Genomic DNA, 15043 nt, shown 5'->3' with positions numbered 1-15043 from the left:
TGAGTACCTAGTCAACGGTCGCAGCCGCCGGTCATCTCCGCGGAGCGGCTCACGGTACTTTCAGGACTGTCGATTAGGGTCACCGACTGATGACTGAGACTTCCCGACGGCTGCCGGCGCGCACGTGGGCGACGATTGCAACCGTCGCCGGATTCGTGGCGATCCTCGCCGCCGTCCTGACGCCGTTGCTGCCGGTGAACGAGCGTACCGCCGCCATCGACTGGCCCGACCGGGACCTGACGAGCGCCGCGAGCGCGTCGGTGACCGCGCCGCTGGTGGCACAGACACCGGCTGGGCTCGACGTCACGATCGGGTGTGCCACGCTGGCCGCCGCGGCGACCAACGGGCCGACGATGGTGTTGTCGACGATGCCGCCGGCCGGTACCGACGCGTCGGCGAAGGCGCTGTTCGTGACGGCCGCACCGACCGGGGTCGATGTGGTCCTGCGCGGACAGGAGTTGTTGCGCATCCCGTCCGACCGGCTCGCCGACTGCCAGCGGCTACGCATCCGGGCGTCGTTCGACGGTGTCGAGGCGCGCGCTGTCGGCGCCGGCATCGTCGCCACCGCCGACCCGGCCGCCGGTCCGCAGGTCTCCGGCATCTTCACCGACCTCGATCCCGAGACGGTGACCCGCGCGGCCGCCGACGACGGGTTCGCGGTGCACATCGATGTCGACAACCGGTTCGAGTCGTCGCCGTCGTGGATCAAACTGCTGGTGATGATCATCGGAGTGCTCGCGGTGATCGTCGCGTTCGTCGCCATCGCCGCCCTCGACGTCGCGCACGGCTATCACCGCCGCATCGGGCGACTCGACCTGCGTCGGCTGTTCGCCCCCCGGATCGCCGACCTCGCGGTCACCGCGGCCCTGGTGATCTGGCATTTCCTCGGCGCGGGATCCTCCGACGACGGCTACATCCTGGCGATGGGCCGCAACGCGTCCGACGCCGGCTACCTCGCCAACTACTACCGTTTCTTCGGCATCCCCGAGGCGCCGTTCGACTGGTATTACGCCTTCCTGTCGCACTGGGAGGCGGTGTCGACGGCCGGTGTGTGGATGCGACTGCCCGCGCTGCTCGCGGGCCTGGCCAGTTGGTTCATCCTCAGCCGGGTGCTGCTGCCCCGACTAGGTGGCGCCGTACGCCGGTCCCAGTGGGCGATGTTCACCGCGGCTGCGGTGTTCGTTGCGTTCTGGATGCCGCTGGCCAGCGGACTGCGCAGCGAAGGCATCATCGTGCTCGGTTCGCTGCTCACCTGGTGGGGGGTGGAGCAGGCGGTGGCCACCCGCCGGATGCTGCCGGCCGCCGGCGCCGCACTGGCCGCCGGGATGACCCTCGCGCTGGCGCCGCACGGGTTGATCGCGGTCGCCCTGCTCATCGCCGGATCGCGGCCCATGCTGCGCACTGTGCGTCGGCGCCGAGCCGAGAACGGTCTGCTCCCACTGCTCGCTCCGGTAGCTGCGGCGGCGGCCTTGGTGGTGATCGTGGTGTTCCGCGACCAGACCCTCGCCACGGTCGCCGAGGCGGTGCGCGTGCGCTACACCGTCGGGCCCACCCTCGTCTGGTACCAGGAACTGCTGCGGTTCTACTACCTGTCGCTGACCACCCAGGACGGCTCGCTGGTCCGCCGCGTCCCGATGTTGCTGCTGATCGCCGCGGTGTTCGTGACGCTGGCGGTGATGTTGCGGCGCAAACACATCCGCGGAGTCGATCCGGGTCCGGTGTGGCGTGTCATCGGCGCGATCCTGTTGACCGTGCTGCTGCTGTCGTTCACGCCCACCAAGTGGACCGTCCAATTCGGCATCTACGCCGGGGTGGGTGCCGCCATGGCGGCGGTGGCGACGGTGGCAGTCGCCCAGTCGGCGCGGCGCTCGCCGCGCAACCTGTGGATGTACATCGCGGTGCTCATGTTCGCCTGCGCGCTCGCCATGGCGGGGGAGAACGCCTGGGGCTGGGCCTACGACTTCGGCATCTCCTGGTTCGACAAGGCGCCGTCGATCGCCGGCACCCCGCTGTCGTCGATCTTCTTGGTACTCACCGCGCTCGCACTGGCGGTGGCCATCTGGTTCCATCTGCGCATCGACGTGGACGCGGAGAAGGGGAAGGTCCGCGATGATCACGCTCCGGTGTCGCGCACCCAGTCGGCGGTGTCGTCGGCGCCGATGCTGGTGATCGCGACGCTGGTCGTGATCGTCGAACTGCTGCTGTTCGCCAAGGCCGCGGTGGCGCGGTCGGACACCTACACGACGTTCAGTGCCAACATGCGGGCGCTGACCGGTGACACCTGCGGGATGGCCGACGACGTGCTGGTTGAGGACAACCCGAATCGTGGTGCACTGCAACCGATCGGCACCGACGACATCTCCCGCGCGCTGGCCGGCGAATCCACCGGCTTCGGGCCGGACGGGGTGGCCGGCGACCTGATGCCCGACCCCACCGCGCTCGGCGCCGGCACCATCAACACCTCCGGGGACCTGTCGCGGCCGTTCATCGTCAGCGGCGGGGCCCCGGGCACCACCGGCGGTCGCGGCCCCGAGGGAATCAACGGTTCAACCGCCGCACTGCCGTTCGGTCTGTCGGCCGAGACCACCCCCGTGTTGGGTACCTACGGGCACGACAACGGTATCGCCGAGCTGACGTCGATGTGGTACCGACTGCCCGCCCGCGACTCCTCGCCGCTGCTGGTGATCACCGCGGCGGGACCGGTGTTCTCGGTCGACGCCGACGGTGTGCCACGCGGCGGCCGCTCGCTGAAGGTACAGTTCGGGCGAGCCGGAGACGGCCCCGAGGGCTTCCGCCAGGTCGGTGAGGCATATGTGCCGATCGATCCCGGTCCGGAGCGGCCGAATCGGCCGTGGCGCAACCTGCGCATCCCGATGTCGGCGGTACCCGAGAACGCCACCGCCATGCGGATCAGTGCAGTGGACAACAACGTGAGTCCCGATCAATGGCTGGCCATCACCCCGCCTCGGGCACCGCAACTGCAGACCCTGCAGCAAGTGGTGGGCACAGAAACTCCGGTGCTGCTGGATCTCTCGGTGGGCAGCCAATTCCCGTGCCAGCATCCGATGGGAACCCGTCACGGCGTTGCCGAGATCCCCGAATGGCGCATCGTGCCCGACCAGACCACCACCAACTCGAAGTCCAAGACGTGGCAGGCCGCGATCAACGGCGGCATCCTGACCACCCCGGAGGCACTGACACGTGAGGCCACCATGGCGACCTACCTCGACGGCGACTGGTATCGGGACTGGGGAGGTCTGCGACGTCTGACGCCGTTGGTGCCCGAGGCTCAGCCGGCCCGGGTGAGTACCGGGACGTCGTCGACCTGGGGTTGGATGCGCCCGGGTGCGATCAGGGTGGTGGCACAGGATGACTGAGAACGCGCAGGCACGCCGTCCGTCGGCGCGAAAGCTGAAGAACGCCAAGATCGTCGCCGTGGTGGCCGGAGCGATCGGAGTGCTGCTGGCGATCCTCGCGCCGTTCCTACCGGTGACCTACACCAAGGCCGAACTGCAGTGGCCACAGCCCGGCAGTAGCAGTCTGGAGAACGTCGCGGCGCCGAACGTCGCATATGTGCCGGTGTCGATGGACATCTCGGTGCCGTGCGCGCTCGCCTCCGACCTGCCTCCCTCCGGTGGGGTGCTGCTGTCGACGGTCCCCGAGAACGGTGCCGAGGCGAACACCGTCGGCCTGTTCATCCGTGCGACAGCCGACCGGCTGCTGGTGACGCAGCGTAACGCGGTGTTGCTGAACGTGCCCCGCGCTGCCGCAGCGCAGAGCGCGAACTGCCGCATCGTGATCGATTCCGACACCAGCGGAACCCGCGGATCGGTCGAAGGGTTCGTGCCCGCCGACGGAGATCCGGCGACGTTCGACCTCGCCGACCCGAACGCGCGGCCCCAGATCATCGGTGTCTACACCGATCTGCCGGCCGACGCCCCGACCGATGGGCTCTCGTTCACCTCCACCGTGGACACCCGGTTCAGCACCAGCCCGACCCTGCTCAAGGGTCTGGTGCTGATCGTCGGCATCGTGATGACGATCGCCTCGATGGCCGCGCTGGCGGTGCTCGACTCGCGCGACGGGCACCGGTTCGGGTTGGGCCTACCGGCGCGGTGGTGGCGGCCGACCCTGCTCGACGGGGTGATCACCGCAGTGCTGTTCGGTTGGCTGTTCGTCGGCGGCAACACCGCTGATGACGGCTATCAGGTGACCGTCGGGCGTGTGGCGCCCGACGCCGGCTATCTGGACAACTACTACCGCTACTTCGGTGCGCCACAGGACCCGTTCGGCTGGCACTACCGCTATCTGGCGCTGTGGATGGAGGTCAGCACCGCCACCCCGTGGCTGCGGTTGCTGCCGTTGTTGTTCGCGCTCGTCGGCTGGTTCCTGATCAGCCGGTTCGCGCTGCCCCGTCTCGGTCGGGCGGTTCGCACCTCCCGGGCAGCGTATTGGGCGGCGGGACTCGGCTTTTTGGCCGTGTGGCTGCCGTTCAACAATGGACTCCGGGTGGAACCGGCACTGAGCGTGGGCATTCTGCTGACCTGGGTGCTGGTGGAACGCGCCATCGCGACGGGGCGATTCTTCCCACTGACCCTGGCGGTGGTGGCCGCGTGGGCAACCCTGACGATTCACCCGGCCGGCGCGATCGCGATTCTGCCGCTGCTGGCGGCGCTGCGCCCGCTGCTGCGGCGTCTGCGCCGACGCCGCGCCGACGACGGCTTGCTGCCGCTGCTGATGCCGGTACTCGCCTCTGGCCTGGCCGTGCTGTTCCTGATCTTCGTCGATCAGACCCTGGCCACCATCCTCGAAGGCGTTGACGTGCAAGGTGTCGTCGGCCCCACCAACGAATGGTGGACCGAGGCGATGCGCTACTACATCCTGCTCAACCCGACCCCCGACGGGTCGATCGCGCGTCGCGTCGGCATCTTCGTCACCTTCCTCGCCGCCATCATCATCGTGCTCACGTTGCTCAGCAAGCGGCGAGTGCCGGGGGTGGCCACGGCGCCGCTGTGGCGGTTGCTCGCGGTCGCGGCGGGTGCGGTGACCGTGCTGGCCTTCGTGCCCACCAAGGCCACCCATCAGATGGGTGCTTTCGCTTGTCTCACCGGTGTTCTCGCAGCTGCGGCGACCGTTTTCCTGCGCCCGGAGGTGATGCGGCGGCGCTGCAACCGGACGTTCATCGCCGCCGCGGCGGCCTACGCCCTAGCGGTGGCGTTCGCCGGACGCAACCAGTGGTGGTACGTCGGCAGCTACGGGATCCCGTGGGCCGATGACACCCCCAACGTCGCGGGCATCGGGTTGTTCATCCCGATCCTCGCAGTGGCGGGGGCGCTGACCGTGCTCGGCGTCTGGCAGTACTACCGCGACGACCGGGCGGCCGAGAGCGGTGTGCAGCCGGTGGCCGGTTCGTCGCCGAGCCTGATCCAGCGGATGCCGACGTATTCGCTGGCCATCATCTCCGCTGCCGTATTGCTGTTCAACTTCGTCTCGTTCGCCAAGGCGTATCAGACACAACGCGATTCGTGGTCATGGGCTAGTTCCAACCTGAACGCGATACAGGGTGAGCCGTGCGCACTTGCCGACGCCGTGCTGGTGGAGGCCGATCCCAACGAGAGTCTGCTGACGCCGGCCCGTGTTGCCGGACAGAGTGATCGGTCTCCCGGCGGTGCGCTCGCCGGCGCAGGCACCGGTTCGATGGAAGGATTCGATCCGAACGGGGTCTCCGCGCATCTGGAGAGCGAAGCAGAAGCCGACACCACCGCCAGTGGCGTCGACCGGACCCAGACCGATCCCACCGATGCCCAGTCCGAACCCAGCGGTACGGCGGGATCGGCGGACACCGGGGGCGGCACCACCGCGACCCGCGGGGTCAACGGATCATCGGTGCGGCTGCCGTTCGGTCTGGACCAGAGCCGGGTACCGGTGTTGGGAACCTACGGAACTCCCACCGGGCGTGGGCAACTCACGTCCGACTGGTATCAGTTGCCGGAGCGATCCGATGACACACCGCTGGTCACCATGTCGGTGGCCGGGACCATCGAATACGTCGACGAACTGGCCGTCACCCATCCGGGGCAGAAGCTGCGACTGGAATTCGGTCGCGTCGAGCCGGACGGCAGGGTCACCACCGTGGCATCGATGGTGCCGTTGGACATCGGCAACGACCCCGAATGGCGCAACCTGCGGTTCCCGCGGGATCAGGCCCCGCCGCGGGCGTCGGTGGTGCGGATCGTCGCCGAGGACACCTCGGGCAATCCGGCCCAGTGGCTGGCGGTGACCCCGCCGCGGGTGACCCCGTTGGTCACCTTGAATTCGCTGGTGGGTAGCGAGGATCCGGTGCTGCTGGACTGGGAGGTCGCCTTCGCCTTCCCATGTCAGCGGCCGGCGACGGTGGTCAATGGTGTGTGGGAGACCCCGCAGTGGCGGATCACGCCCGATGCCGAAGGTGAGCGGGTGAACTCACGGCGCTGGATGGCCGGTGACTACGGTGGTCCGCTCGGCATCGTGGAGAACGAACTGCGGCCCGTGGTGCTGCCGTCGTATCTCCGCAACGGCTGGGCCAAGGACTGGGGCAGCCTGCAGCGCCTCACCCCGCTTCAACCCCAGGTCGACGCCGAGCTCGTACTGACCGAAGAAGACCACGGCGGCCTCTGGACCCCCGGCCCGATGCGCGCGATCAGGAACTGACCCGCCCCCGCCCGGTTTTGTAGTACGAACCTGCGCTTTCCGCACGGTTCGTACTACAAAACCGGGGGGGTGGGGTGAGGGGTCAGTACCGAATCGGCGCCGGGCTCCACAGGCCGCTGCGGGTGGCGGTGCCGGTGTCGATGTCGGCGAGGGTGTTCACGTCGCCGTAAGGGGTGTAGCGCTCCAGCGAACCCCAGTCGCGGCCGATGTCACCCTGCAGGTAGGTGGCCATCGCCTCGGGTTGCTGGGACACCTCCAGCCAGCCCAGCGGTCCGCCGCCGTAGGAGTCCTGCCACGCCGACACCGCGGCGGCGAGGTCGGCGCCCGGTTTGATCCGCCACTGTGGGATCTCGGCGACCCCGTTGGCGTGGGAGAACGGACGCTGACAGGGGAACACCAGGCCGGAGGTCCAGTCCACATGCACGGGGTCTGCCCGGCCGACGACGTCCTGCAGCGTCTGCATCTCCGGCAGCCGCGGCGGGGTCACCACGATGAAGCGGTCCGATGACAGGTTGTCGTCGGTGGCGACGATGCGCACCGCGGTCGCATCCGACGGCAACGAGTCGGTGGTGACGCGGACATTGCGCCACGACGGACGCGGGCCCGGGTCGATCAGTTCGGTTTCGCCTTCTGCCTGAAGCTCGGCGTCCCGCGTACCCGGATCGATCGGATCGGTGGTGTACTCCAGCAGCAGGTTCGGGTTGTCGTAGAGCCCGGCGACCGAGAAGGTCAGCAGCGGGTTGTCGGCGAAGTCGGCGGGCAGCGCGTACCAGGCGGAGGTGAGCCGGGCCGGCACCTGATCGGTGGTCGAGTAGCTGCCCATCACCGGGGTGGTGGCCGGATCGAGGAAGAACGGCAGCTCGGCGAAACTGCCGTTCACCCCGGCCTGCGACGTGACGCCGCCACCGGTGCCGCCGGTGTTGGCGGTGAGCACGTCGGGTGAGTCTGTCGCATTGCCCGCCAGCACGCCCAGCGACCCCTCGCTGGCGGTGGTCTCCAGATCGACCGGCACGCCATTGGCGGTGAACCCGGTGGTGGCCGGGCGGGTACCGTCCGGTGGCGCCGTCGCCGGACCCGCGAGGGGGTCGGCGATGGAGCCGTCGACCGGTTGCAGCAAGAACCGGCTCGGGTCGGTTTCCACCCACACCTTGTCGGCCATCCCGCACTCCTGGCCGGTGAGGGCCTCCAGATTCGCACGCGGCACCGAGTACGACGAACTCTGCTGGATTCCCGCGAACATGGCGGTGACCAGAGCGAACACCACGACGGCAGCGGAGACGAAGGCGAGTGGCGCGGATGCGAGCAGCGCCCACATCCGGCGGTACCAGGCTCTGTCGGTATCGGTCGTCGGGTCGTCGGCCGGGTCGGTGCCGGTGAACGGTTCGCGGAAGTGGAACCAGAGCGCGAGCAGCAGCAGGAGCAGGGCGGCATAGAGCAGCAGGCTTGCGAGGTTCACTCCGAAGCTCACCTGCGTGACGCCCCACGGCATACCCCATGCCGAGGAGTAGTAGAAGGAGTTCGGCGCGGTGAATGCGAGGCCGGCGACGAACAAAACGAGCGCGGCGAACAACGTCCGGTTGCGCCGCGAATGCATGGCCTGATGTCCGACGGCGATCGCGGCCAGCGCGGCCAGGGCCGCGGCGAGACCGGCGAAAACCCCGAAGTGGTGGGTCCACTTGGTGGGCGTGAACATCAGGAACACCAGCGAGGCGAAGGTGATCCCGACGATGCGGCGCGACGGTCCCAGCGCAGTGCCGGGGATCCGGGAGCGCCGGATGAGCATCGCCGCCGACACCACCAGCGACAGGATCATCGTGAGTACCGCGAACCGGCGGTCGATGGAGCCGTCGGCGGAGAACGCGAACAACGACGAGTAGCGGTTGATCTCGTTGTACCAGTGCATCGACGGCCCCAACGCCGACTTCATCTGCGACGCCTCGACGAACGACCGCAGGGTGAGATTGGAGAACACCACGAAGATCACGAAGGTGCCGGCGGACACGATGGGGGCGAGCAGCGCCACATAGGACCATCGATCGCCACCGATCACTTTGGCGCGTTTGATCAGAGCCAGGATCATCGGTCGGGCGCCGGCGATCAGTGCGGCGACGGCGAGCAGACCGGTGGGTCCGGCGGCGAGACTGAATGCGCCGATCAGACAGGCGACGGCAGCCGGCAGCATGCGGCCGGTGGCGATCGCCCGTTCCACCGAACACCAGGTGAGCAGCGCACCGAGGCAGATGATCGGCTCGGGGCGCAGCCCGTTGTTGAACGGGAACCAGGAGATGAGGAAGACGAAGGCGGCTGTCCAGCCCACCGACGGACGGGTGATGGCGGCGCGCCCGAGTCGCGGCAACACCTCGTGGCTGACGATCAGCCACACACCGATGCCACACAAGAGTGCCGGCAGGCGCATCCACGGGCTGGCCACGCTGACGTGGCTGAGCCAGCCGAACACTTGGTAGTACCAGCCGAACGGCGCCTCGGGCGCCCCGAACCAGCGGAAGTAGTTGGCGGTGTAGTCGGTGTCCTGCGCCACCCGCGACATCGTCAGCAGGTAGCCGTCGTCGGAAGTGTTGGGACCGATCATGTGCCACACCACCAGCGCGCCGATGACCACATAGTCGCGGGCGTTGAGGTGCCACCACCGCGCTGGCAGGATCCGTCGGTGCCGTCGGCCGTCGGTGGAATCGAGAACTGCGAGCGCGGCCAGCGACAGCAGGGTGGCGATGATCCCGATGACGAGCACCGCCCACTTCAGGATCGTCGGCGCGGTGGAGTAACGCGAGTCGATCGTGACGTGCGCGTCCAGCCCGGGCAGGCTGGCGACCGGGCCGTCGAGGTCGGTGAACAACCCGGTGACCTGCGGGCGCTGGTCGGCATCGTAAGTGTCGGACTCACGGCCCGCGGTAGTGCCGTCGAGCGGTTCGCCGTCGTCGGTGCGCATCCCGACGAACTCGGCCGAGACGGCCTCGGCGTCGGCGTGCACCGAGATCTCGCGGCAGTCCTGACCGCGGATGTCCTCCAGCGTCGCCGCCACCAGTGGCATGTTGCGGATGACCACCTCGACGGTCTGCCGCGAGGCGGGATCGCCGGGCTGCCCGGTCTTGCGGATGAACAACCCGCGCTCGCCGGATTTTTCCGCCTGCTTCGGCGTCGTCGACAACAGCACGGACTCGCCGTCGCCGAGCTGCTCCACCGCACTGCACGGCACCCGAACATCCAGATCGATGGGAACGTAGCTGATCAGCGGTGCCGCGACCGACTCGACCTGCTCGCCCTGGGGCCAGGAGATCTGGGCGGTCGTCTGATGAACCGGCATCAGTGGCGTTGCGAGTGCCATCAGGAATCCGAGCAGTCCGGTGATGATGGCGACGACCCTGGCGCGTCTTACCGTCTGCGATGGCACAAAGAGAGATGGTAACGGTTGGGCTTGCGCGTCCCGTTTCGGCCGAAGGTCGCTGAACTATGGTGGGTGCCATGCCTGACTCCGCCACCGGCCCGGAACCGTTGCCGATTCTGCTGCTCAACGGCCCCAATCTGAACACCTTGGGCGTCCGGCAGCCGGAGGTCTACGGTGCGGCCACCCTCGACGACGTCGTCGCGCTGGCGGAGCGGACCGCAGCCGAACTCGGCTACGGATTGCGGGCGGCGCAGACCAATTACGAGGGTCAGATGATCGACTGGTTGCACGAGGCGCGTGGTCAGATCAGTGGGATCGTGATCAACCCGGCCGCTTGGACGCACACCTCGGTGGCACTCGCCGATGCCCTCGTGATACCCGAGGTGCCGATCATGGAGGTGCACATCAGCAATGTGCACAAGCGTGAGGCGTTTCGCCATCACTCCTATGTGTCGCCGCTTGCGTCCGGGGTGATCGCCGGATTCGGTATCCGTGGTTACGAATTCGCGATAAGGCAACTAGTCGACGTGCTCGGCTGACGGCTCAGCGTTCTACCCGGGGGGCGAACCGCGTGGCGACAGAAATGCAACCTTGGGGTTGCAGACGGTCGGTGCGATGTGCAATCCTTGGGTTGCAGATGAAAGCCTGAGAGGACACCATGATGGACACCGAGTACGACCGCATCGAACGTGAGATCACCATCAACGCATCCCCGCAGCGGGTCTGGGAGTTGGTGAGTGAACCCGGCTGGTACATCAATGACCAGCGCATCGTCGACCATCAGGTCGAATACGACGGTGAGATCGCCTATGTCACCGATCCGACCCACGGGCGCTTCGCCTTCCGGACCGTGCATCTCGATGAGCCGTCGTATGCGGCGTTTCGCTGGCACATCGACGCAGACGACCCGTCGAGCTCATCCACGCTGGTCGAATTCTGGCTGACTCCGGCCGATTCGGGAGTATTGCTGAAGGTCGCCGAATCGGGATTCGCATCGTTGTCCGAGCCGGAGGCCGATCGACGTTCCCGATTCGACGATCACTCCCAGGGCTGGCGACTCGAACTGGAGCTGGCCCGTGTGCACCTCACCGGGGCCGATGCTCGTGCCTGACGCCGAGACGCAGGCGCCGGTCGAGTTGTTCGCCGCGCTCGCCGACGACAGCCGGTGGCAGATTCTTGTCGAACTCTCCCGCGCCCCGGCCTCGGCGTCGGCGCTGGCCGACCGATTGCCGATCAGCCGACAGGCCATCGCCAAACACCTGCGAGTACTCACCGACGTCGGGCTCGTCGCGGCCGCGAAGGTCGGTCGCGAGGTGCGCTACGAGCCGGTGGGCGCGCGACTGAGTCAGGTGGCGCGCCAACTCGACGCCATCGCCCGCGGTTGGGACCGCCGACTCGAGCGGATCAAGTCGCTCGCCGAAGACGCGAATCGGTAGTACGAACCGCCGCCTCGCGGCTGTTGGTACTACGAAATCGTGAGGGAGGCTCAGGAGATGTCGAGCGCGCGGCGCGCGGCCTCGGCGACCGGACCGTTGTGCCGGGGGCCGTGTCCGGGGAACAGGACCGTGGCATCGAGCGAGGTGAACGATTCCACGGTGCGTCGCGCGGTGGCCTCATCGTGTGCGAATGCGTGCTCGATGCACTGCGGACCGGTCACCGTCGAGATCGGGTGGCCGCTCACCATGGCGTCCCCGCACACGAGCACCGCGTCGTCGGCGACGAGGTAGGCGCTGTGACCGTCGGTGTGACCGTACGCGGCCACCGGGTTCGGAGCGCCCGGCAGGTCCAGCGGCGACGGGAACGGCTCGGCCTCGAGGCCCGTGCGGCTCAACGCTCCCAGCGGCAACACCATCGACAGCCAGTGCAGCACCCGAGGTCGGTAGGAGATCGGCACGATGTCAGCCGGACCCGCCTGCTGCAGGTATTCGCGGCGGGCATGGGCGACCTCCACCGGATCGCAGTAGACGTCGAATCCGTAACGCGCGTTCAGCGTCACCAGCCCGCCGAGATGGTCGACGTGTGCGTGGGTGAGCAGCGCACCCCGGATGTCCTCGGGACGACGGCCGATGGCCCGCACCGACTCCTCGACCGCAGATGCCTGACCTGGATAGCCGCCGTCGATGAGGGTCAGATCCGAGCCCTCCTGCAGCAGTATCCAATTCACCACGTCGGTATGCACCAGAAACGCTGTCGACGATCCGGCGTCCACCCGACTGATCTGCATCGGTCTGCGTCCGAACTTCATCGACGCACCACCACCACGAAAGGTCCCACCTCGGTCACCTCGAACCTCGGGTCGGCGAACACGGCCGGATCGAATGTCACCGTGTACCGCTTGACGTTCGGGTCATTGGGGTAGACGTCCTCGGCCAGCCGCAGCGTGTAACCCTCAGCGGCATAGCGGAACAGGAACACATTGGGTGGAGTCCACGGCGAACGGTCCAGCCGTCGGATGAGTTGGTCGGGGGTCTCGGCGTCGGCCCATCGTTCGATGGCTGCGGCGCGTTTGTCGAACTCGGCCAAGGGGTTCGCGTAGTGCGAGGTGAGTCCCTGGAAGCCCCAGTACGGATAGATCGACAGGAAGCCGTAGTCGGCGGTCAGCACCACGTTCTGATCGGCGGTCCGGCCGGTCTGCTTGCGGATCAACCGATGGATCTCCGGGTAGTACGACTCGGCGCCTGCGGGACGTTGATCGGCGCGTTCGCCGCGACCGTCGGTGTCGGTGTAGGCGGTGGTGATCTCCCCGGACAGATGACCCGGGATGCCTTGCGCGAGCGCGATGGCCGAGACCGCCGCGATCGCACCGATCGCGAAGCGGACATCGCCGAACTTGCCCACCGCCCAGCGCGACAGATCCGCGATACCGAGCACCCCGGCCGCCGACAACGCGCCGTACAGCAGGGGATCGAGCCGGAACGACAGCAGCGTGCTGCCACCGGCGGTGCGCAACATCGACAGCAGACAGAACAGGTAGATCGTCACGACGGTGATGAACAGCGCAAGCGCGACGGTGCGCTGTCGGAACCGCAGCAGCAGCCAGACCAGGCCGATCAGAGTGACCAGACCCATCAGGGAGAAGTTGAAGAATGGCAGCGGCAGGACAGCGCCACGATCGGGCAGATAGTGTTCGGCAGTGCCGCCGCTGGCGGGCTCGCTGGTCGCCCGCGCCCACAAATACGGGGCCCACACCACCAGGGCGATGAGGCCGGAGATGACGCCCATCGCGACCAGTCGACCCAGGATCGCGAGGATCACTCCTCTTCGCCGGCCGGTCACGGTGGCGCTGGGCACCGCCTTGTTGCCGGCCGAAACCCAACCGACCACACAGAGATACAGAGCCATGACGATCGCGCTGAGCGCGAACAGCCCGGTGTAGAGCGTGTAGCAGGTGGCGCTGATGCCGAGGAACACACCGGAGCCGATCACCGCAGGCCAACTCGTGCCGCGGCGGAGGCCGCCCACGGGGCCGTCGGCGAGCCGTGATCTGCCGCGCAACCCGTACAACATCGGGATCAGCATCGGGACGCCGAGTATCACCAGAATCGCCGCATACGGTTCCGGTGACGCCCACATCACCGTGACCAGCGTGATGACCAGGGCGATCGGGATTCCCCGCATCGCGCCCACCATCCGCGTCCACAGCAGTATCGCCACGGCCGCGGCCGCCGCCATCGAAATGATGGCCCACGGTTTGTAGGCCTCCCACCCGGGCAGTCCCTCGATGTTGGCGAACCGGCCACCCCACCAGAACCACCCGGCCGGGTAATAGGGCGGCAGATCCAGATAGGTCATGTCCGCCAGCGGTGGGCTGCTGGTCATCCGGGTGAGGTACTCGGTGCGGAACTGCTGATCCACCGAGAGACCGAACAGGTAGAGCTTCGTGGCGCCCAACGGCATACCCAGGGTGACGGTCACCATCCCGGCGGATGCGGCCACCGACAGCAGGCCGGTCAACCAGCGTGGTCTGCCGTAACGATCCAGGAGAACGGCGACGACGAGCACCGCGACCGCGAACACCTGCCCGACGGTGGTCAGTGCGCGGGTCACATTGGAGGAGTTGAACGCGGGCCAGTCGACGCCCGCGATGACTTTCAGCCCCACGAACGCGATGAGCGCACCCAGCAGCGCGGCAGCGACGAGTGCGCCGACGTCGCGGGCGCGGCGAACGGCGGTGCTCACGATCAGATCGGTAGTCGACGGAAGATCGGGCGCGGGATGTGCCGCAGGATCATCATGACGAAGCGGAACGGCGCCGGAGCCCAGACGATCTCCTTGCCCTTGTCGGCGGCCGCGACCACCATGCGGCCGACGTCCTCTTTGTTCACCGTCATCGGAGCTTCGTCGACATGGGCCGACAGCCTGGTGCGGACCTGACCGGGCCGAACGACGAGGACGCGAGGACCGAACGGCCGCAACGCATCGCCGAGGCCGAGGTAGAAACCGTCGAGTCCGGCCTTGGTGGAGCCGTAGACGAAGTTGCTGCGCCGCACACGTTCTCCGGCTACCGAGCTCATCGCGATGATCTGGCCCGAGCCCTGTGCGCGCATCTTCTCACCGAGCAGCACACCCACCGAGACCGCCGCGGTGTAGTTGATGGCGACCTCGGTGACCGCACCCTTTTGGTCCTGCCACACCTTTTCGTCGTCGAACTGCACACCGAAGGCGACGATCGCCACGTCGATGTCACCGCCGGCGAAGGCCTTGTCGATCACCGCGGGGTGGGTGTCGGGCGCGAGTGCGTCGAAGTCGATCAACTCGACGTCGGTGGCGCCGGCCGTCCGCATCTTCTCGACCGCGGCATCGGAGGTGGGATCGCCCGGGACGGTGGCCAGCACCAGTCGGGCGGGCCCCTTCTTGAGGTACTCCTCGGCGATCGCCAGCCCGATCTCGGAACTGCCGCCGAGGATCAGGATGGATTGGGGTGCGCCGACGGCGTTGATCATGGTGCCC

Annotated in this window: 9 protein-coding genes; 5 read left to right on the top strand and 4 right to left on the bottom strand. The window is 67.7% G+C overall.

The genetic code is table 11. The features are described 5' to 3' along the window. Nucleotides 1–89 precede the first annotated feature (89 nt). Nucleotides 90–3377 (top strand): arabinosyltransferase domain-containing protein, encoded by a 3288-nt coding sequence (locus VX037_RS19415; RefSeq protein ID WP_287016523.1) that lies wholly within the window; start codon nt 90–92, stop codon nt 3375–3377. After that, nucleotides 3370–6690, top strand: a complete 3321-nt coding sequence (locus VX037_RS19410; RefSeq protein ID WP_287016524.1) for an arabinosyltransferase domain-containing protein — start codon at nt 3370–3372, stop codon at nt 6688–6690. Before VX037_RS19415 ends, VX037_RS19410 begins: the two co-directional genes overlap by 8 nt. A gap of 82 nt (nt 6691–6772) precedes the next feature. On the opposite strand, the gene VX037_RS19405 is transcribed toward VX037_RS19410, so the two are convergent. Further along, nucleotides 6773–10099 (bottom strand): arabinosyltransferase domain-containing protein, encoded by a 3327-nt coding sequence (locus tag VX037_RS19405; protein ID WP_328715512.1) that lies wholly within the window; start codon nt 10097–10099, stop codon nt 6773–6775. Between the two features lie 71 nt (nt 10100–10170). Between VX037_RS19405 and aroQ the strand changes: the two genes are divergently transcribed. The 3 genes from aroQ (at nt 10171) to VX037_RS19390 (ending at nt 11529) form a co-directional block, all read left to right on the top strand. Continuing rightward, entirely contained in the window at nt 10171–10632 is a 462-nt protein-coding gene (gene aroQ, locus VX037_RS19400; protein WP_287016526.1) for a type II 3-dehydroquinate dehydratase, read from the top strand. A gap of 119 nt (nt 10633–10751) precedes the next feature. Further along, entirely contained in the window at nt 10752–11204 is a 453-nt protein-coding gene (locus VX037_RS19395) for an SRPBCC domain-containing protein (protein ID WP_266063675.1), read from the top strand. Next, on the top strand, nt 11197–11529 hold the full coding sequence (locus VX037_RS19390) for an ArsR/SmtB family transcription factor (RefSeq protein ID WP_266063674.1): 333 nt from the start codon (nt 11197–11199) through the stop codon (nt 11527–11529). Before VX037_RS19395 ends, VX037_RS19390 begins: the two co-directional genes overlap by 8 nt. 50 nt (nt 11530–11579) lie before the next feature. Here VX037_RS19390 and VX037_RS19385 read toward each other — a convergent pair whose 3' ends face one another. From VX037_RS19385 to VX037_RS19375, 3 genes are read right to left on the bottom strand one after another with little or no spacing between them, the layout of a single operon-like run. Next, nucleotides 11580–12338, bottom strand: a complete 759-nt coding sequence (locus VX037_RS19385; RefSeq protein WP_266063673.1) for an MBL fold metallo-hydrolase — start codon at nt 12336–12338, stop codon at nt 11580–11582. Further along, the gene (locus VX037_RS19380) at nt 12335–14272 is read right to left on the bottom strand and encodes a galactan 5-O-arabinofuranosyltransferase (RefSeq protein WP_328715510.1); all 1938 of its coding nucleotides are present in this window, start codon (nt 14270–14272) and stop codon (nt 12335–12337) included. Before VX037_RS19380 ends, VX037_RS19385 begins: the two co-directional genes overlap by 4 nt. A 2-nt stretch (nt 14273–14274) precedes the next feature. After that, the gene (locus VX037_RS19375) at nt 14275–15036 is read right to left on the bottom strand and encodes a decaprenylphospho-beta-D-erythro-pentofuranosid-2-ulose 2-reductase (protein WP_235723335.1); all 762 of its coding nucleotides are present in this window, start codon (nt 15034–15036) and stop codon (nt 14275–14277) included. Nucleotides 15037–15043 lie beyond the last annotated feature (7 nt).

Source organism: Gordonia sp. Z-3 (genome assembly GCF_036233855.1).
Lineage (GTDB): Bacteria > Actinomycetota > Actinomycetes > Mycobacteriales > Mycobacteriaceae > Gordonia > Gordonia tangerina.
Note: the sequence above shows the minus strand (reverse complement) of the source record. Positions and strands in the feature narration are given on the sequence as shown.

Coding starts and splice junctions, on each gene's coding strand:
- VX037_RS19395 (WP_266063675.1), top strand. CDS start 10,752: ATGATGGACACCGAGTACGACCGCATCGAACGTGAGATCACCATCAAC.
- aroQ (WP_287016526.1), top strand. CDS start 10,171: ATGCCTGACTCCGCCACCGGCCCGGAACCGTTGCCGATTCTGCTGCTC.
- VX037_RS19410 (WP_287016524.1), top strand. CDS start 3,370: ATGACTGAGAACGCGCAGGCACGCCGTCCGTCGGCGCGAAAGCTGAAG.
- VX037_RS19375 (WP_235723335.1), bottom strand. CDS start 15,036: ATGATCAACGCCGTCGGCGCACCCCAATCCATCCTGATCCTCGGCGGC.
- VX037_RS19415 (WP_287016523.1), top strand. CDS start 90: ATGACTGAGACTTCCCGACGGCTGCCGGCGCGCACGTGGGCGACGATT.
- VX037_RS19385 (WP_266063673.1), bottom strand. CDS start 12,338: ATGAAGTTCGGACGCAGACCGATGCAGATCAGTCGGGTGGACGCCGGA.